Annotated in this window: 17 protein-coding genes and 2 pseudogenes; 12 read left to right on the top strand and 7 right to left on the bottom strand. The window is 56.7% G+C overall.

The window, feature by feature from the left end; genetic code table 11:
- The first annotated feature begins 95 nt into the window (after window positions 1-95).
- Window positions 96-1,010 carry a formylglycine-generating enzyme family protein gene (locus DMX11_RS06285; protein ID WP_218278944.1) on the top strand — a complete coding sequence of 305 codons (915 nt, stop codon included), beginning with the start codon at window positions 96-98 and terminating at the stop codon, window positions 1,008-1,010.
- Between the two features lie 27 nt (window positions 1,011-1,037).
- On the opposite strand, the gene DMX11_RS06280 is transcribed toward DMX11_RS06285, so the two are convergent.
- Both DMX11_RS06280 and DMX11_RS06275 read right to left on the bottom strand, forming a co-directional pair.
- Window positions 1,038-2,165, bottom strand: coding sequence for an ABC transporter substrate-binding protein (locus DMX11_RS06280; protein ID WP_146230341.1), 1,128 nt, complete (start codon window positions 2,163-2,165; stop codon window positions 1,038-1,040).
- Window positions 2,122-4,404: a TonB-dependent receptor gene (locus tag DMX11_RS06275; RefSeq protein WP_256590514.1), complete on the bottom strand. Its 2,283-nt coding sequence runs from the start codon at window positions 4,402-4,404 to the stop codon at window positions 2,122-2,124. The genes DMX11_RS06280 and DMX11_RS06275 overlap by 44 nt, the downstream gene beginning before the upstream one ends.
- A gap of 72 nt (window positions 4,405-4,476) precedes the next feature.
- On the opposite strand from DMX11_RS06275, the gene DMX11_RS06270 reads away from it, so the two are divergent.
- From DMX11_RS06270 to DMX11_RS06260, 3 genes are all read left to right on the top strand, one after another.
- Window positions 4,477-5,436 (top strand): LysR family transcriptional regulator, encoded by a 960-nt coding sequence (locus DMX11_RS06270; protein ID WP_158286154.1) that lies wholly within the window; start codon window positions 4,477-4,479, stop codon window positions 5,434-5,436.
- Between the two features lie 248 nt (window positions 5,437-5,684).
- Entirely contained in the window at window positions 5,685-7,151 is a 1,467-nt protein-coding gene (locus tag DMX11_RS06265; RefSeq protein ID WP_256590513.1) for an ABC transporter permease, read from the top strand.
- A complete protein-coding gene (locus tag DMX11_RS06260; RefSeq protein ID WP_110743700.1) occupies window positions 7,148-7,984 on the top strand; it encodes an ABC transporter ATP-binding protein in 837 nt (278 codons plus the stop codon). Before DMX11_RS06265 ends, DMX11_RS06260 begins: the two co-directional genes overlap by 4 nt.
- A gap of 401 nt (window positions 7,985-8,385) precedes the next feature.
- On the opposite strand, the pseudogene DMX11_RS06255 reads toward DMX11_RS06260, so the two are convergent.
- Window positions 8,386-8,977: pseudogene (locus tag DMX11_RS06255) on the bottom strand (IS66 family transposase); the annotation flags it as partial.
- A 254-nt stretch (window positions 8,978-9,231) separates the two neighbouring features.
- Here DMX11_RS06255 and DMX11_RS25850 point away from each other — a divergent pair.
- Window positions 9,232-9,339: pseudogene (locus tag DMX11_RS25850) on the top strand (DUF3077 domain-containing protein); the annotation flags it as partial.
- Window positions 9,340-9,411: 72 nt separating this feature from the next.
- On the opposite strand, the gene DMX11_RS06245 reads toward DMX11_RS25850, so the two are convergent.
- Window positions 9,412-10,713, bottom strand: a complete 1,302-nt coding sequence (locus tag DMX11_RS06245) for a mechanosensitive ion channel family protein (protein WP_110743699.1) — start codon at window positions 10,711-10,713, stop codon at window positions 9,412-9,414.
- Between the two features lie 142 nt (window positions 10,714-10,855).
- Between DMX11_RS06245 and DMX11_RS06240 the strand changes: the two genes are divergently transcribed.
- Window positions 10,856-12,178: a DEAD/DEAH box helicase gene (locus tag DMX11_RS06240; protein WP_110743698.1), complete on the top strand. Its 1,323-nt coding sequence runs from the start codon at window positions 10,856-10,858 to the stop codon at window positions 12,176-12,178.
- Window positions 12,179-12,249: 71 nt separating this feature from the next.
- Here the strand turns inward: DMX11_RS06240 and DMX11_RS06235 are convergent, their stop codons facing one another.
- Window positions 12,250-12,522, bottom strand: a complete 273-nt coding sequence (locus DMX11_RS06235) for a hypothetical protein (protein ID WP_110743836.1) — start codon at window positions 12,520-12,522, stop codon at window positions 12,250-12,252.
- A gap of 215 nt (window positions 12,523-12,737) precedes the next feature.
- Between DMX11_RS06235 and DMX11_RS06230 the strand changes: the two genes are divergently transcribed.
- The 4 genes from DMX11_RS06230 to DMX11_RS06215 all read left to right on the top strand — a co-directional run bounded on the left by DMX11_RS06230 (window position 12,738) and on the right by DMX11_RS06215 (window position 14,752).
- Window positions 12,738-13,016: a BrnT family toxin gene (locus tag DMX11_RS06230; RefSeq protein WP_110743697.1), complete on the top strand. Its 279-nt coding sequence runs from the start codon at window positions 12,738-12,740 to the stop codon at window positions 13,014-13,016.
- Window positions 12,994-13,248 (top strand): BrnA antitoxin family protein, encoded by a 255-nt coding sequence (locus tag DMX11_RS06225; protein ID WP_110743696.1) that lies wholly within the window; start codon window positions 12,994-12,996, stop codon window positions 13,246-13,248. Before DMX11_RS06230 ends, DMX11_RS06225 begins: the two co-directional genes overlap by 23 nt.
- A gap of 76 nt (window positions 13,249-13,324) precedes the next feature.
- Complete coding sequence (locus DMX11_RS06220; RefSeq protein ID WP_110743695.1) at window positions 13,325-13,720, top strand: transcriptional regulator; 396 nt, start codon at window positions 13,325-13,327, stop codon at window positions 13,718-13,720.
- Between the two features lie 105 nt (window positions 13,721-13,825).
- Window positions 13,826-14,752: a DMT family transporter gene (locus tag DMX11_RS06215; protein WP_110743694.1), complete on the top strand. Its 927-nt coding sequence runs from the start codon at window positions 13,826-13,828 to the stop codon at window positions 14,750-14,752.
- Window positions 14,753-14,810: 58 nt separating this feature from the next.
- Here the strand turns inward: DMX11_RS06215 and DMX11_RS06210 are convergent, their stop codons facing one another.
- Window positions 14,811-15,983 carry an MFS transporter gene (locus DMX11_RS06210; RefSeq protein WP_110743693.1) on the bottom strand — a complete coding sequence of 391 codons (1,173 nt, stop codon included), beginning with the start codon at window positions 15,981-15,983 and terminating at the stop codon, window positions 14,811-14,813.
- Between the two features lie 106 nt (window positions 15,984-16,089).
- On the opposite strand from DMX11_RS06210, the gene DMX11_RS06205 reads away from it, so the two are divergent.
- The gene (locus DMX11_RS06205; protein ID WP_110743692.1) at window positions 16,090-16,983 is read left to right on the top strand and encodes a LysR family transcriptional regulator; all 894 of its coding nucleotides are present in this window, start codon (window positions 16,090-16,092) and stop codon (window positions 16,981-16,983) included.
- 125 nt (window positions 16,984-17,108) lie between these two features.
- The gene (locus DMX11_RS26170) at window positions 17,109-17,237 is read left to right on the top strand and encodes a PA1414 family protein (protein WP_256122388.1); all 129 of its coding nucleotides are present in this window, start codon (window positions 17,109-17,111) and stop codon (window positions 17,235-17,237) included.
- Between the two features lie 70 nt (window positions 17,238-17,307).
- On the opposite strand, the gene DMX11_RS06200 is transcribed toward DMX11_RS26170, so the two are convergent.
- A complete protein-coding gene (locus tag DMX11_RS06200; protein ID WP_110743691.1) occupies window positions 17,308-18,687 on the bottom strand; it encodes a sodium:solute symporter in 1,380 nt (459 codons plus the stop codon).
- Between the last annotated feature and the right edge of the window lie 106 nt (window positions 18,688-18,793).

Here is an 18,793-nt window from a genome sequence, read left to right as displayed (position 1 = left end):
CAAGGCTTCACCTAAGGCCGCCGTTCGACTATTGTGGGAATATATGCAGTAGCATATGCATGCGCAAATAACGGTTTGGATTGAGGTTATTCGATATGACGCTAAGCCAAGACAGCTCTACTGGACTGCCCAAAACGAAGGAGATGCGCTTCATTAGGGGAGGAGGGTTTGTGAAGGGTAGTGATCTGTTCTATCCAGAGGAGAGGCCCAGAACAGAGCGCTCTGTGCGAGATTTCTGGATTGATCGCCATCCTGTCACGAACCTGGATTTTCAGACCTTCGTAACCGCAACAGGTTATGTCACCTTTGCGGAAAGGGGCCCTAGAGAGGAGACCACCAAGTGCTTCGGGGCGGGATCTGCTGTATTCACCGAGCTGGCCTCTGACTCAGGGACGTGGTGGGAATATCGATTAGGAGCCTACTGGCGGGCGCCGCTGGGTATTGGTAGCGGAATTGATGACCTACTTGACCATCCGGTTGTTCACATTGCATACGAAGATGCACTTGCCTATGCGACATGGGTTGGAAAGGCACTACCAACAGAAGACCAGTGGGAGTTCGCGGCAAGGGGGGGCTTGGCCGATTCGGAGTACGCATGGGGAGATGAGCTAGCCCCAGGCGGCAAAATGATGGCTAACTTCTGGCAGGGCGCCTTTCCACATGAAAACGACCTGACTGATGGTTGGCTTAGGACGTCACCTGTAGGGGCATTTCCCCCAAACGGATTCGATCTGGTAGACATGATAGGTAACGTGTGGGAGTGGACGTCTGATTGGTGGAATGTAGCTACTAACCACCCAATGAGGTCTTGCTGCTCCACTGATGAAATGCTGAAGCGTCTCAGCCTTGATCCCTTTGATCCGAGTACAGTACCAAGAAAGGTTATCAAGGGGGGGTCACATTTGTGCGCCCCAAACTACTGCCAGAGGTACCGACCTGCTGCTCGACATCCTCAAGCGGTCGACAGTCCTACAAGTCACATCGGCTTTAGATGCGTGCTGCAATCATGAGAAGGGGCCCCAGTGGGGCCCAGCGTTTTACTGAGTGATCGCTTTTACGATGTCGTCACGCGGGAGCACCTTGGTCTCCTGCTGGGTTTTCTGATCTGCCCATTCAACGGCACTAAACGACCTTCTTATCAATCGCATCTCCTTCGCAAGTGAAACCTGCTTGTCGAGGGACTCGATGAATGAGTCATCCAGATCAGGTTTCATGGTTTCCGCGAAACTTACCTGACCCAGCATGCGATCGACTTGGCGCTGAGTGAACCCCGAACGCCGCGCGGCCTCACTTAGATAGATTTGTCGATTGGAATGCTCACTCATCCAGTCATACCCACCTAGGAAAACCCTCAGGAGACGGCGAGTGATTTGTGGGTAGCTATTCACGAAGGCGTCACTACCAACCAGTACGCTCTGAATAGCGCCTACGCCACCCAGATCGCTAGTTGAGAAAGCAACGTGAGCTAGCCCCTTGTCCTCAAGCTCATAGAGATTGCTTGATCCCCAGACTGCATCCACTCGGCCAGTAGAAAGTGCGGCAGTGGAAGCCGCGAGATCCATGTTGACGATCCGGAGATCGCGCTCTGACATCCCGACGGATGCCAGTGCGTTAACCAGTGATAAATGAAAAATTGTGCCACGGAAAACCGCAATCGTCTTACCCTTCAGGTCTTGCAGTGACTTGACTTCGACGCCTGATCGAACGCCGAGGTAGGCAGCGCCCTGGCGCCCCGTGGCCGCAAGCAGTTTGATTTGAAGCCCATTGGCCTGGCCAATGATGGCTGGTAAGTCACCATAAAAGGCGAAATCAATTTGCTTGTTGGCAAATGCCTCGTTGATTGCCGGGCCCGCAGCCTTGAAAAAATGCCACTCTACATTGATCCCATCTCGCTTGAATTCCTCTTCGAGCAGATGCCGCCAAACCAACACATCTGCGACTCCGCCATTGAAGTGTTCCTTCCCACCAAGGCCGTTGTCTGGAGCCGCGAGCCTGATGACAGTTGGCGCTGTATCTGCGGCGTAGACAGGTGCGAACCATGCACTCTGCAGAGCAATTACTGCAGCTGCGACAAAATGCGTTGAGACCCCTAAAAATTTTCTCATTATCCAGTCACTTTGTTCAGAAATCATATGACACGGTCGCACCAACAGTACGAGGGTCACCAATTGTACCTGCGAAAATGTTGCCAGCTCCGGTCGCTACGCTGGTGTAATAAAACTTATCGAACACGTTTCTCACCCACAGAGAAATATCCCACTGAGCATCTCCATCATCGACACGGACGCCTCCCGATAGGTTAGTAAGGCTGTAGGATGGGATGACGCCGTAGTCAGAATCATCAGCGGTTCCGAAGCTTTTGCTTCTGTAAGAATATGATGCATTTACGTACGGTTTGACTCCCGAATCCAGTGCCCATTGGTATCGAGCATTCGCGTTAAAGATTTGACGCGGTGATCCCGAAACGCGCTTTCCTGTTAGATTGCAGAGAGAACCAGGTGTTTCGGGTGGGCATTGTCCATCTTGGTAGTCCATATAGATTGCGTCAATCAATGAGCCGTTGGCGTTGAGCGTCAGTCCTTTGACTGGCGCGATAGTGGTCTCAAATTCGACGCCGCGACTCCTTACACTGCCGACGTTACTGAGGTAGCTAGTGTTCGCTTCGCGATCCCAAGACGTTGCCTGGTAGCCTGAAATCCAAGTCCAGAATAGATTGGCGTTAAATGTTACGCGCTCGTCCCACAGTGTACGCTTGAAGCCTATTTCCGCATCGTTGGCTCGCTCAGGGCCGATCAACAGCGTTGAAGCTCCATTGTTAGGTACGGTGGGGTTGATGCCCCCGGACTTCTCACCGTGTGTTAGGCTTGAATAGATCAGCAGATTTGGGTTCGCCTTGTAGCTGAGTGAGATCAACACCGATGGACTGCTACCGGAAATTTTGAGATTCCCCGAGTCATAAGCACCCAATCTCGCATTTCTGGCTGCCAGCGCAGCGCCCGTTACCGGGCTGCCGTCCGGCGAATAGCGCTTCACGCGACCCGTCTTCTCCTCATAGGTACCGCGAAGCCCAAGTGTTAAATCCCACTGGGGATCCAAATGCCAAGTACCCTGACCAAATAAGGCGTAGCTGTCTGTGGATACTCTAGAAGGCATCCTTGAACTGACGTTGCTCAATGCGCCTGCAGGCAGTCCAAACCAAGCATCAGCTTGAGGGCCGTAGTTGTAGAACAAGTTATTTCCTACGTTGCCTTTGAAGTAATAAGCACCTACAACGTAGTCGAAGGCGTCATCCTTTGGCGATGCGAATCGGATCTCTTGGGAAAACTGCGATGCGTTTGCGGTCGCTCCCATGTTCGACCAAACGGGGGCTGTAGTGAGATCGTCGTTGTAAGGGTCGAACTGCCACTGTCGCCAGGCGCTGATTGAGGTCAGCGAGTAGTCACCGTCCAGCTTCCAATTCGCCTCAGCAGAGAGCGCATTTTGATAGACTTTGCTGCCATTTTTTCCGTCAGTGTTCACTTTCAGTTTTTTGGGGTCGGCAATGGGGTCTGACGCTCCGACGCGTTGGTATCGTGCCTGGGTGCTGGCCAGCGGGCCGTAGCTCAGGAAGGAGCGAGTCAGATTTAGATCTTCGTCGTTGTAATCAGCAATGAGCCGCAAGCTAAAATCTTCATCAGGCTTTACCAGCAGCTGGCCTCGAAGGCCTTGACGGGTTCGGCCCTGATATTCACCGTTGTAGACGTTCTTTATGAACCCGTCAGTTTCGCTGCGGCTGAGTGACAAGCGTCCCGCGATCGTCTCGGTCAGCGGCCCGGAAAAGCTCCCCCGGTACTCCTTCAGCCCATACTGCCCCGTGGACACACTGAGATGGTTCTCTGGATAAAAGGTCGGTGCTTTCGTGCGGATGTTGACTACGCCAGCAGTGCTGTTTTTCCCAAACAATGTGCCCTGAGCACCACGTAATACCTCTACTTGCTCCAAGTCCAAAAGGTCGAATGCTGCCATGCCGGTTCGGCTGAGGTACACGTTGTCAATGTAAACGGCCGCGCTGCCCTCTAGGCCATCGTTCCTAGGGTTGTTGCCGATGCCACGAATTGAGAGGCTGCTTTGCGCTGCATGCCAGAACTGCATGTTCACGCTTGGAGCAAGGGTTTGAATATCCTGAATCGCAGACACTCGATTCTCTTGCAGATGGTCACCAGTCAGGGTGGTGATTGGTGTAGGCACCTCCTGCACGGCTTCATCTCGACGGCGGGCGTTGACAACAACTGTTTGCAAAGTCGAATCATCTTTTGCTTCAGGTCTGACTGTCCCAGGTTGCTCCTCCGCGAGCACGAGAGTCACATGCCATGTGGAAAACAGCGCTACTGACCAGAGCAGATGCCGCTTAAATCGATGCTGCATATGCATATATCCCCAAGGAATAAAAATTGCGCTCGTTGTAATAAAACGTTATTTGAGGTTAAGATCCGCTCGATGCCGGCGCAATTGCGTATGATTTATAGGGGTATGCATACGATGCATTTTGAGTTAAGAAACTTGCGACATTTCGTTGCACTGATGAGTCACCGCAGTTTCGTGCTTGCAGCTCATTCAGTGAACTTATCCCAGCCTGCATTCAGTCGAAGTATTCAGGCATTAGAGCATCAAGTTGGTTGCGAGCTTGTCCAGAGAGAAAAAAAAGGCTTACCCCCTACTCGCCAAGGTCAAGTGCTATTGGATTACGCGAATGAAATTGTCAGCAAGTCCAATGAGCTTGCGTTCAGAATTTCAGCCTTTAATAATAATTCCCAAAGCGTTCTGAGTTTTGGGAGCGGCCCGGTCGCTGCAGCCTCTATAGTGCCGAAAGCTATTGCAAAATTATTAGAGATACATCCGCATGCAAAGACAAAGTTAACGGTGGGTGATTGGAGTGAGCTAAGCTTGCGACTTGGGAGAGGTGAAATTGACTTCTTTATCAGTAATACACTTTATTTTGAAGGTGATAATAACTATCAAATCACCCACCTTGAAGCCAGAAAATGGTGCTTGTACGCCAGTGTTGATCACCCCATTTTCCTGGGTGAATGCATAAAGGAAAACATACTCAAATATCCGGTTGCCTGCACGGTAGGGGTCAAAGAGTTACTGGCAAATTATTTGTCTAAGCCAGACCACATACCAAGCCTCATATGTGAAAACGGCTATTCAGTTATGGATGTCGTGTTGAATTCTAAGGCAATAGGGTGTTCGGCATTGCTTCCGGCAATTGAGGAAGGTATCTGTAGCAATAAACTACTGAAGCTCATCGAGCCAAGCGATTTCCGAAGTCAGCAACAGGACAGAAAGATCTTTAATGGGATAATTTCCTTAAAAGGAACACCAGCACATCCTTTCCGAGAAAGCTTAATTGGTTTTTTGAAAGAATATGACCAGGCGCCGAACTGCGTTCGCTGACTGTGTAATGCGCTGGGTGCATACCTCTATGCATTGAAGGCAATTGATCGGCGTGACGCTGCATATTAAAGTGCCCGACCACCTTCGGCGTTGCTTTTCGAGTCCATCGCCCAGCCAGATAGGCAGCAAAGATGTCCATATCAATTTTTGAGAACTCGTCTATCCGGAGCGGGATCTCAATTTCCAGGTCTAGAGCACGTTGGCTTACGCCGTTGATATTGCCCGTGTGTCTATTAGCCCTTTGGCAAATGGCTTCCGTAAATGACTGGGTGAGTAGCCAGGTGCTTCCTTCACCTGCTGTAGTATGGAACTCCGCCCTGGATCTAACGTCGGAAGATCTGATAACGCATATTCTTATCAGTCTGCGCCGATTGGTGATTGGGTTGTCGTCAGGGCTGCTTGCTGGCGTGGCGTTGGGAACACTTATCGGCCTGAGCCGCCGAGTTGAGCGACTGGTTCTACCAATATTTTCGTCTTTGGCCCAAGTGCCAACACTGGCGTGGGTTCCTCTGTTCATGCTGTGGTTCGGGATCGATGAGTCGCTAAAATTAGTAGTTGTAATCAAGGCAGTTATTGTTCCGATAACATTCCACACAGCTATGGGGGTTAGGGACATTCCTTTCCGCCTGCAAGAGGCATCTAGCGTCTTACGCCTGTCTCCTCTCGCACGAACGAGATACCTGATCATACCCGCCATGGCGCCCTCCGTTATTGCAGGGTGCAGAACAGCACTCGGTACCGCATGGTCGTCGCTTATAGCAGTAGAGCTTTTGGCCTCAAGCGATGGTTTAGGTTACCTGATGGTTTGGGGGCGACAACTGTTCATGCTTGATGTCGTGATGGTATGTATCTGTATTGTCGCCGTAATCGGTATTGCGTTGGACAGGGGGATTAGCTGGGTAGATCAAGCTTACATCCATTGGCCCCAGTCCAGTACCTATGAACTAAAGCGTAGGCCCGTCAAAGGGTTTCAGCATGTCGAGCCTTGGGTGCTGCCAGCACTATTGTTTTTGATTTGGTTTTTAAATGTTCAGCTGGGTACGGTCAATTCAAATATTCTTGTTTCACCGGTTCAGGTTTTAATAAAGCTGTGGCATGGAGTGATCTATGGAGACATGGCGCACGCGCTCTATGAAAGTTTACGATTTACAATGATTGGTCTGCTTGTTGGTGGTGGCCTAGGTATATTTACTGGAGTGGGTTTGGGCCTGAGCAAAACAGTTGAGCGAGCGTGTGGGCCTGTGCTGGCTGTTATTCGGCATGTGGCAATTTTTGCATGGGTACCGCTAATCACTGCTTGGTTGGGGCTGGGGGACGAAGCAAAAGTTGCGTTTATTGCACTTGCTTGTTTTTCACCGCTGCTCGTAGCTACTCAGGCGGGGGTTGCGAATCTGTCTCCTCAGCTTAACGAAGCTGCTAGGGTTATGCGTTTAAGATTTTGGCATAGAATGACTAAACTTATTCTGCCTGGCGTTCTTTCAAGTGTTTTTAGCGGGCTTCGAGTGTCATTGATCTATGCCTGGTTGGCTACGATCGGTGCTGAATATTTCATCACAACCACCTCCGGTATCGGAAGCTATATGATCGCTGCTCAACAGCTATTTCGGATAGATGATGTGATGGCTGCTATGGTTCTGATTGGTATTACAGGAGCCATCATTCACAAACTTGGTTATCAATTTGAAAGGCTGGCCTCGAGCTGGAGATTTAAATGAATTTTTCATCATCGGATAATACAGGTTTTGGCTCTGTCTCTTTTCAACATGTGAGCAAGAATTTCAGAGGCGATCAAGGTGATCTGCAAGTGCTCGAGGACTTCACCTTGGATATCGCTGAGGGCGAGTCGATCGCTCTTTTGGGAGCAAGCGGATGCGGAAAGTCAACGCTGTTGCGAATGCTTGTAGGCTTGGACACTGATTTCGATGGTGAAATTTTTGTAGGCGGTGAGCAAGTCACAGGGACTGGCCAGGAACGGAGTATGGTATTCCAAGAACACCGTTTATTCCCATGGCTAACTGTGGCCGAGAACATTGAACTGGGACTACTCAATGAGACTTTAAGCCATAGCGAAAAACGATCGATGATTGCCAATCATGTGAAGCTCGTGGGGCTTGACGGCTTTGGTGACCGATACCCACACCAACTCTCAGGCGGCATGGCTCAGAGAGTTGCGATTGCGCGCGGCCTTGTTGGAAGTCCACGCATTCTACTGCTGGATGAGCCTTTTGGAGCACTTGACGCTCATACGCGCGCACAGATGCAGCAAGAGCTCCTGCGGATCAGAGCAACGTCTCGTATTACTACGGTCTTGGTGACGCATGATATCGAGGAAGCCATCTTTGTTGCTGACCGAATTATCCTATTAGCTCCTCGACCAGGGAGGATCGCTAAGGTGGTTAAGGTTGAACAGGCGCACCCACGCGATCGCACTTCGTTCGAGTACCAGCAGCTACAGAAGGAGTTGCTTTATACGATGACCGGAGATGAGGCGTACACCGATGTACGGCCTCGTCTGGAAACACTGCCGCTCAGTGCGATTGCCTTGTAAACTATTCCTAAAGGACATCTAGCTGCCGCTGGTACGTGCCGGTAGTGCTCATGTCGGACAGCCTAGTGATCAATCGTCAAGCTTGCTCAGCATGAATAATGTAACGAGTGAAAAACTGATGGGTGTGCAGTATGCGGTAAAGTGCAGCTGGGCAATGGAACTGTGTGGCTGGCCTGCGTGCCGGTTGATCTTACTTGGGGATATGCATCGGGTGATGATTAGCCAGAGTTTTCACTAAATGCGTGGATGACCTTAGGACGTTGTATCGACGATACGGTAGTACCTTGTGAGCTGGGCGAGGGCTTCCGCATTCCCTGGCATTGGTATATAGACAAACGGAGTTCACACCACGCTGTCGGGTGGCATTACTTGCGTCGGCTAGCCAGATCATATTGCTTTCCTTAACGACTTTTATACTGCCAAGCTCCAGCCCACTGAGTCGGCAGCCGCATCAGCACATCCTTGAGATAGGCATATGGATCATGCCCGTTCATGCGCGCTGACTGGATCAAACTCATGATGGCCGCAGCCCGATTACCGCTGCGCAGGGATCCCGCAAACAACCAGTTCGAGCGTCCAAGTGCCCACGGACGTATCTGGTTCTCGACCTGGTTGTTGTCGATGGGCACAGCCCCATCGTCCAGGTAGCGCGTCAGCGCTACCCAGCGTTTCAGGCTGTAGTCGAGGGCTTTAGTTGTGGCTGATCCGTTGGGCACCAGGTCGCGCTGGGCCAACATCCCGTCATATGCAGTGTTTTGCTGATCGTACCGCCATTTCCTGACGTATTCGCCAACGGTCTTCGTTGCTCATGTCCCGAGCCTGGCGTTCAATCTCGTACAAACTACCAATTGAGTGCAGCGCCCGTTCGGCCAGCTGGCTTTTGTTAGCGACATGCAGGTCGAAGAACTTGCGGCGAGCATGAGCCATGCAGCCGATTTCAGTGATGCCTTGTTCAAAACCGGCCTTGTATCCAGCGAAGTCGTCGCAGACCAGCCCAGAAACATCCGTAACTGACTCCAGGACTCGTTCGCTTGGGGAATGCCGATCGGGGAGAGGAAGTGCCTTGGCAGCTCTGCCTCGCCAGAGACGATTTCTCTTGCCTGAATGAAGACCTTGTTCCTTCGTTGGCCACACCTGTTCCCGGATGCGGAAGATCGCCTTCTGAAGTTCAAGCGGACGCTGCGCGACGAGGTCGCGGAGATAGATGCCAATTGCACACTGATGGAGTCCAATGCTTGCTCAGCGGTGGCTCCGATCAGTCCAAACCTCAGCTAATCTGGGCTTCGCACTACCTCTGTGCCTTGGCCAAGGCGCTGATGGATGATGCTGAACTGGGCATGATGAAAACCCCTTGAACACCATCATCCCGCCGCTCCTTTGCGGAGCGGCCTTGGCTCTTAAAGGGCTGCAGGGCAGCCCCGGCAATCTCAAGCCTCGCTCATTTCTTCCAGGCGACGAGGCAATGGCTCTTGGGCTGAGCGCCCGGCCAAACCCACCCGCATGTCATTGCCACTCGGCTGCTGATACAGGCTCAAGCCAAACTCCGGCAACACCGCCAGCAGGTAGTCGAAGATGTCCCCCTGGATGCGCTCGTAATCCGCCCACACCGTGGTCGTGGTGAAGCAGTAAATCTCCAGCGGTACGCCCTCGGCGGTGGTCTGCATTTGCCGCACCATGCAGGTCATGTTCGGGTGCACGTTGGGGTGGTTCTTCAGATAGGCCAGGGCAAACGCGCGGAAGGTGCCGATGTTGGTCAGCTTGCGGCGGTTGGCCGACAGCTCGGCGACAGGCCCCAGGGCGTCGTTCCAGTTTTGCAGTTCCTGGCGCTTGCCGGCCAGGTAGTCGCCCAGCAACTGCACCTGGCTCAGTCGCTGCTCCTCTTCGCGGGTGAGAAAACGCACCCCGGCCGCATCGATGAACAGGCTGCGCTTGATGCGCCGGCCACCGGACTGCTGCATGCCGCGGTAATTGCGGAACGACTCGCTCATCAGGCGCCAGGTGGGGATCGAGACAATGGTCTTGTCGAAGTTCTGTACTTTCACCGTGTGCAGGGTGATGTCCACCACGTCACCATCGGCGCCTACCTGCGGCATCTCGATCCAGTCCCCGACATGCAGCATGTCGTTGCTGGTCAGCTGCACGCTGGCGACGAACGACAGCAGGGTGTCCTTGTACACCAACAGCAGTACCGCCGACATGGCACCCAGGCCGGACAGCAGCAACAGCGGCGAGCGGTCGATCAGGGTGGCGACGATGACGATCGAGGCGAAGATCCACAGCATCATCTTGGCCAACTGCACGTAGCCCTTGATCGAGCGGGTGCGGGCGTGCTCGGTGCGGGCATAGATGTCGAGCAGGGCATCCAGCAGGCATGACAGCGCCATGGTCATGAACAGCAGGGTAAAGGCCAGGGCGACATTGCCGAGGAAGTGCTGGGCGGTGTCGGACAGCTCAGGCACCAGCTTCAGGCCGAACTGCAGCACCAGTGACGGGGTGGTTTGCGCCAGGCGGTGGAAAACCTTGTTGTGGCGCAGGTCGTCCAGCCATTTCAGCGCAGGCTGGCGGGCCAGCAGGCGGGCACCGTGCAGCATCAGGAAGCGTGCCAGCCGCCCCACGATCAGGGAGATCAGCAGGAGCACCGCCAGGCCTATGGCTGCATGGAGCATAGGATGTTGGTCGAGGGTGCCCCACAGGTCGAGGGAGTCACGCCAGATTCGTTGAATATCCATGGGCTTGCGTACAGTCTATTTGCGAAACGAAGCGCCATTAGAGCGCGGATGGCGACAAAGTTGCCAAAAGAAATTCGGCTAAGGCGGCAGAAAACGTTACCCTATGCAACTGAATTTCCCGCACTAGCCTGAGGTTACCTCCGTGTTCTCCCAATTCGCCCTGCATGAACGCCTGCTTAAAGCCGTGGCCGAGCTTAAATTTGTCGAGCCAACCCCGGTGCAGGCAGCGGCCATCCCCTTGGCCCTGCAAGGGCGTGACCTGCGCGTGACCGCGCAGACCGGCAGCGGCAAGACGGCCGCCTTCGTGTTGCCGTTGCTCAACCGTCTGGTCGACCTGCGCGAGCGCCGCGTGGAGATTCGCGCACTGATCCTGCTGCCAACCCGCGAACTGGCCCAGCAGACCCTCAAGCAGGTACAGCTGTTCTCGCAGTTCACCTACATCAAGTCGGGCCTGGTCACTGGCGGTGAAGACTTCAAGGAACAGGCCGCCATGCTGCGCAAGGTGCCCGACGTGCTGATCGGCACCCCGGGTCGTCTGCTCGAGCAGCTCAATGCCGGCAACCTCGACCTGTCCCACGTGCAGGTGCTGATCCTGGACGAAGCCGACCGCATGCTCGACATGGGCTTCGCCGAAGACATGGAGCGCCTGTGCAAAGAGTGCGAGAACCGCGAACAGACCCTGCTGTTCTCCGCCACCACCGGTGGCGCAGCGCTGCGTGACATCATTGGCAAGGTGCTGAAAGACCCAGAGCACCTGATGCTCAACAGTGTCTCGCAGCTGGCTGAAGGCACCCGTCAGCAGATCATCACCGCTGACCACGACCAGCATAAAGAGCAGATCGCGCAGTGGTTGCTGGCCAACGAAACCTTCGACAAGGCGATCATCTTCACCAATACCCGCGCCATGGCCGACCGCATCTACGGTCACCTGGTAGCCAAGGATGTGAAGGCCTTCGTGCTGCACGGCGAGAAAGACCAGAAGGACCGCAAGCTGGCCATCGAGCGCTTCAAGCAGGGCAGCTCCAAGGTGCTGGTGGCGACCGACGTGGCAGCCCGTGGCCTGGATATCGACGGCCTCGACCTGGTCATCAACTTCGACATGCCACGCAGCGGTGACGAGTACGTGCACCGTGTGGGCCGTACCGGCCGTGCGGGTGGCGAAGGCTTGGCGATCTCGCTGATCACCCACAACGACTGGAACCTGATGTCGAGCATCGAGCGCTACCTCAAGCAGCAGTTCGAGCGCCGGGTCATCAAGGAAGTGAAGGGGACTTACAGCGGGCCGAAGAAGGTCAAGGCTTCGGGTAAGGCGGCAGGCGCCAAGAAGAAGAAAGTCGACAAGAAGACTGGCGAGAAGAAAGCTGCTGCCAAGCGCAAGCCTACTGCCAAGCCTAAGGCCAACGCGCCTCTGGCCAGTGCTGACGGCCTGGCGCCGCTGAAGAAGCGCAAGCCTGCTGCTGAATAAAACTCACGCCGGCCCTTTGCAGAAGCGACGCAAGGTCGCATCTGCGAAGGGCCGGCGCAGGCGATGAACGATCACTCCGCCTTTTTCTCTGCCTGCTTCAACTCCTTGATCCGCTGGTCGATCAGCTGACACTTGTCGGGCAAGTCTTTGCTCGCCGTCCCCAGCTCCATTCCCTGAAGCTCGTCATTGATCTCCTTGGCCTTTTGCGGGTTCTGCTCGGTCAACTGAGTAACCAGCCCGGCCAGCTCCTCACGTTTCTGCGTTGCTTCTTCAGGTGTGCAGGCCCAAGCGGGCAGGGCGCAGAGCAGGGCAGTGGCACAGGCTATGGGCAATAGCGGTTTCATCCTTTCAACCTCCGGCGGTGGTGGTGCCCGGTGGAGGGCTGTGGGTGCAGGGAAGTTCAGGGCTTGCGACCGATGGATGATTTCCTTGATGGTCGTAGCCCATTTCTGAAACGCAGCCATATCCCTCCAGAGCCGTTGAGCAGCGCGCTACATCGCTCTAGTCTCAAAGGAAAAGAGAGGGTATTGTATGTACAGCTGTAAATACAGGCCGTCCCATGTTCTTTGAATGGGACGAAGAGAAAAATCAGAGCAATATTCGCAAGCACGGCATCGACTTTGTCGACGTTCCTGACATGTTCAACCATCCCATGCTGATCCGGCGTGATGAGGATGTAGAGTGTGCTGAAGAACGTTGGGTTAGCCTAGGATGGCTAAAGGCGCTGATAGGTGTCGTCGTGTACACGGAGAGGCGGGGTGAGGTGATTCGCATCATTTCTGCAAGAAAAGCCACCAAACGGGAGGCCAGGTACTATGACCAAATCATCGAAAACTGACTGGAGCCGCCTGGCTCGACAGGACGACAAGGATATCGACACATCAGATATCCCTGAACTGGACCACGACTTTTTCCGCCAGGCCGAGCTGCGCGTTCCCGCCAAGCAGACGGTGACCATTCGACTGGACTCAGATGTCCTTGCCTGGTTCAAGGAGCAGGGCAGCGGCTACCAGACCCGGATCAATCAGTTGCTGCGCCAGTACATGCAAGCACAACAACGTCAGCGCTGAACGCTTCTGAACGCTTGGCAACCCTGGCTGGTCCCAACCTGTGTACCCCTTCCGTCCACAGCAGGAGCCCGCAGCCATGAGCATCGTCTACGACTGGGACCTGATCGAACGCTTGCTGCACGAGGTGCAGAACGGCGGCGGTCACAGCTTCACGCCACGCCCCTATGCCGAGCAGCACGCCGCCGCACTGGCCGCCAAGGGTGAGCCGGTGGGTGACGTGGATCATCTGAAAACCCGCGCATGCGAGTATGAAAAGCTGCTATTCGAGCGCGGATTCATTGAATGCCGGCCTGAAGAGGACGGCGGCAATGGCGAAAACTTTGTCCTGACCGAACGCGGCTCGCGCTTGATGAGCCTGATCGACAGCAGCATCCCCGGCTTCGAGCACCCGCGCCAGGTGCTGGACGAGCAGGAAGATGCGCTGGACGAAACGACGTTCGAACAGGTATCTGCGAAGGCACAGATTGCTTGAGGTCGTTTTAAGGCTGGCATGTGCAGCGTTCAAAACCCGATAATCGGTCGCTTCTGAACGCTGCCGAGTCTTGCCCATGCCTACGATTACTCCAGAGGCCCGCCTATGAGCGCGGTCCGCAAGAACCCTGACGCCTTTGCCTTTCAGGTAATGCTGGGCCTTTGTCTGATCTGGGGCTGCCAGCAGGTGCTGATCAAGACCGCCGCCGTCGACATCGCCCCGGTCATGCAGGCGGCACTGCGCAATGGCATTGCCGCTGTGTTGGTAGGCCTGATGCTGTGCTGGCGGGGTGGCTGGGAGCAGGTCGGCAGTACCTGGCGCGCCGGGTTGGTGGCGGGCGGGCTGTTCGGGGTGGAGTTTCTGTTCATTGCCGAGGGGCTGAAACTGACATCGGCGGCACACATGTCAGTGTTTCTCTACACCGCGCCCGTGTTCACCGCCTTGGGGCTGCATTTTCGGTTGGCCAGTGAACGCTTGCGCCTCCTGCAATGGCTGGGGATTCTGCTGGCATTCGGCGGCATTGCCATGGCGTTTGTCGGTGGCATGTCATTCGAGCACATGGACGGTCGTACCTTGCTGGGTGACGCGTTTGGCGTGATCGCCGGGCTCGCCTGGGGCGCAACCACGGTGGTGGTGCGCTGCTCGCGATTGTCGGAGGCGCCGGCGACCTTGACCCTGTTCTATCAGCTGGCGGTCGGTTTTGCTGGGCTGTTGCTGATCGCACTGCTCAGCGGGCAGATCGGCGCGGTGTCGCTGACGCCGCTGGCGATGGGCAGTGTATTGTTCCAGGGGATTGTGGTGTCGTTCGTCAGCTACCTCACCTGGTTCTGGCTGCTGCGCAAGTACCTGGCGTCGAACCTGGCGGTGTTTTCCTTCATTACCCCATTGTTCGGGGTGACCTTTGGTGTCTTGCTGCTGGATGAACCGCTGAGCGCGAATTTTGTGGTGGGGGCGTTGATGGTGTTGCTGGGTGTGGTCCTGGTGAGTGCCGAACCTTGGGTGAAGCAACAGTTGCGACGGCTTGTCGGGTGATGTGTGCCGGCCTCTTCGCGGGTGAGCCCGCGAAGAGGCCGGATCAAACAATCATTATTCAGGGTGTGACCCTGGCCTGGCAGCCACCAGCCTGCCGTGTTCTGCCGGCCATCAGCACCAGCCCGCCAGCCACTCCCAAGCCACCCGCCGCCAGCATCAGCGCCGGTTGCAGCCCGCCGCTGTAGTGGCTGCTGAGCGCCGCCAGTAACGGCCCGCTCAACTGCCCCAGGGCGAAGCACGCGGTCAGCAGCCCGGCATTGCGCTGTGTGGCATGCGGCGCCAGTTCCCGCGAGCGTTGCATCACCAATTGCATGCAGGCCAGGAACGGCCCGCCGCACAGCACCACGCCCAACGCCAACCCGATACCCCCGCCCATCAGGCAAGCCAGCACACCGATCCCCTGCAGCCACAGGGTGGCAGTGAGCCAAGCCGAAGTGTGCCCGCCGCGGCGCAGGCTCACCAGCAGCACCCCCAGCGCAGCCGCCACGCCAAATGCCGGCCAGAACAGGTCGGCCAGCCACTGCCCGCGGAACTGCTGGTTGGCCATCTGCGACAGGAAAGTGGCCGGCAGGATGTAACCGATGCCATACAAGGCATACACCCACCCCAGGCGGCCGATGCCGACACTGCGGGTCGGGCCATGGCGCGCAGGCGTTGGGCTTGGCGCCGCTTGCAGCGCACATGGCAGCCATCGCCGCATGGCCACCAGCATCGCCAGCGCGGCCATGCCGTAGATCAGCCACAGCGCTGCCGAACCCAGTCCCAGCACATGTGCCACCAGGGCCAGCAGGCCGGTGACGGCAATCCCCAGGCCGGGCCCGGCGAATACCAGAGCCCCCAGGCGCTGGCGGTTATGGGCATTGGCCACCTGCTGGCTGAGGCTGGTGATCATCACCAACACCCAGGCGCTGGCCAGGCCAGTGCCAAAACGCAGCAGCAGATGCGGCCAGAAACCGTCGGCGGGCCACGAGGCCAGGGTCAGCACCACGCACAGCCACAGCCCCCCATGCAGGCGCAGGCGCACCTGGCCGGGGGAGCGGGCGAACATGGCGTCTACCGCACCGATGAAGTAACCCAGGTAGTTGGCCGCCGCCACCAGTCCAGCGACCGTCAGGTCGAACTGGCCCTCGGCGATCAGTTGCGGCAGTTGTGGCGTGAGGGCGAAGCGGCCGATACCCATGGCCATCATCAGCGCTACAGCGCTGGCCAGCAATTGAGAGAGTGGCGACATGACGGGTCTCCTGCACGTATGTAAGCGATGGCCGGCAGGTTAGAACGGTTTCTTTTTCAATAAAATTGAATAATGATGATCAAGTTGTTCTGTTTTGGAGAATACCGTGGAGTTCAGCCAGCTGCGTATCTTCCAGGCGGTCGCCGAGGAGGGTTCCATCACCCGTGCCGCCGAGCGCCTGCATCGGGTACCGTCCAACCTGTCGACGCGCCTGCGCCAGCTTGAAGAACAACTGGGCGTCGAGCTGTTCCTGCGTGAGCGCCAGCGTTTGCAATTGTCACCGGCAGGCAAGGTGCTGCTGGACTACGCCAACCGTATGTCAGCGCTGCGCGACGAGGCGTTGGCCGCAGTGCGTGGCGGCCAGCCTGCCGGGGATTTCGTGCTGGGGACCATGTACAGCACGGCCGCCACCCACCTGCCGGCGTTGCTGGCGCGTTACCACCAGGCTTACCCGGCAGTGAACCTGCAGGTGCGCGCCGCGCCCAGCGGTGAATTGCTCGAAGGCCTGCTCAACCACAGCCTGGATGCTGCTCTGGTGGACGGCCCGCTCAACCTGGCCGGTCTTGACGGTGTACCGTTGTGCGATGAACAACTGGTGCTGATCACCAGCCCTGAACACCCGCCAGTGCACGGCGCCAAGGATGTGGCGGGCAAGGCGGTGTTCACCTTCCGCCAAGGCTGTTCGTACCGCATGCGCCTGGAGGCCTGGTATGCCCATGCGCACACGCCCATGGGCCGGGTAATGGAAATCGAGTCGTACCAGAGCATGCTGGCGTGCGTGATCGCTGGCGCGGGGGTGGCTATGATGGCCCGGTCGATGCTCGACAGCCTGCCCGGGCGCGATCGGGTAAGGGTGCATCCATTGCAAGCGCCGTTCGATCAGGCGGTCACTTGGCTGATGTGGCGCCAAGGTATGCGCGGGGCAAACTTGCAGGCCTGGATCGACCTGCAACAAAGCGAAACGATTGACCAGTCGTCGGAATGCGCCGCCACGGCTTGATCCGAGTCAAAATGGCCCATATCTGTAAGAGCAGAGGCATGCGTAATACAGGACATCGGGCTATGATCTGTATGAAACATCGCAGGATTGATTTGCCGTGAGGCTGACCCGTCAAGGGGGCATTTATGAATAAACCACTGTCTAACTGGCTCCACGACCTGGCGGTCGCCTTGGGGCTGATTCCACCACCCTTGCAGCCGGTGCCGATCCCGACTGATGAAGAGCAGCGCAAGCGCCAATCGCGCCGTCGCTGAGAAAGACCAAAGGCCGCTGCACCTGGGTGGGTGCAGCGGCCTTTTTATGTGTGCCCCTACAGGTTGTAGATCAGGCCAGTGTCGCCGCGGCCGCCGGCTTGCGCGACAGCAGGCTCACCACCACAAAGCTCACCAGGCCAATGGCCAGGCTGTAGTAGATCGGCGTATTGGCCTCCAGCCCATCCTTGAACATGAACAGCAGCGCGGTGGCAAAGCCCAGCGACATGCTGGCAATTGCACCGGAAGTGGTTGCACGTTTCCAGAAGATGGCGCCAATCAGCGGGATCAGCATGCCGCCGACCAGCAGGTTGTAGGCCAGGGTCAGGGCGTTGATCACATCATTCACCATCAGCGCGATGCCCAGCACCACCAGGCCGGTGAGCAAGGTGAACAGGCGGCTCATGCCCAGGCTCGACTGCTTGCCGCCTCGCAGCTTGGGCAGCAGGTCTTCGGTCACGGTGGTCGAGGCCGCCAGCAGGCCGGCGCTTGCGGTGGACATCATGGCCGCCAGGGCTGCCGCCATCAGCAAGCCACGAATGCCATCTGGCAGGGTGGTCTTGATCATCTCGGCGAAGGCATTGTTCGGGTTGGCCAGGTCGGGCATCAGCACGTGTGCTGCCATGCCGATCGCCGCACAGGCCAGGCCGTACAGTACGCAGTACACACCGGCAGTAGTACCGGCACGCTGGCAGACCTTTTCATCGCGGGCAGTGAACACCCGCTGCCAGATGTCCTGGCCAATCAGGATGCCGAAGAAGTAGATCAGGAAGTAGGTGATGATGGTGTCCCAGCCAATGGTGGTCAGCTGGAAGCTGGCCGCCGGCAGTTTGGCCACCAGGGTATCCCAGCCACCGGCCTTGTACAGGCACACCGGCAGCAGGATGAACATCAGGCCGACGGTCTTGATCACGAACTGGACGATGTCGGTCAGGGTCAGCGACCACATCCCGCCGATGGTCGAGTACAGCACCACCACGCCGCCACCGAGCATCAGCGACGCCCAGAACGGCAGGTCCAGCAGTACCTGCAATACGGTGGCCATGGCCAGGGTCGAGGTCACACCGATCATCAGCGCGTAGGCCAGCATGATCACGGCGCTGGCCTGGCGGGCGGTAGGGTTATAGCGCTGCTCGAGCACCTGGGTCACGGTGAAGATACGCAGGCGCAGCAAGGGTTTGGCGAGGAACAGGTTGATGGCGATGATGCCCAGGCCCAAGGCTGCGCACAGCCAGAACCCGGAGATGCCGTGGACGTAGCCCAGGCGCACGGTGCCGACGGTGGAAGCGCCACCGAGCACGGTCGTGGCCATGGTACCCATGTACAGCACCGGGCCAAGGTTGCGACCGGCCACCAGGTAGTCTTCATGGGTTTTTGCGCGCCGCATGCCATACCAGCCAAGCCCTAGCATGCCGGCGGTGTAGATCATTACAACAATGATGTCCAAGGCCATTGGGGGTCTCCCGATTATCTTTATTATGGCGAGATCGACCACGCGGGCGTTTGCACGGCGCCCGGCGGTCTTTTCTTGTGTTGGCGGGCCTCAGTGGCCCTCCCTC

It is taken from the genome of Pseudomonas sp. LB-090624 (assembly GCF_003205205.1).
Classification (GTDB): Bacteria; Pseudomonadota; Gammaproteobacteria; order Pseudomonadales; family Pseudomonadaceae; genus Aquipseudomonas.
This window is presented reverse-complemented; position numbering and strand designations above follow the sequence as displayed.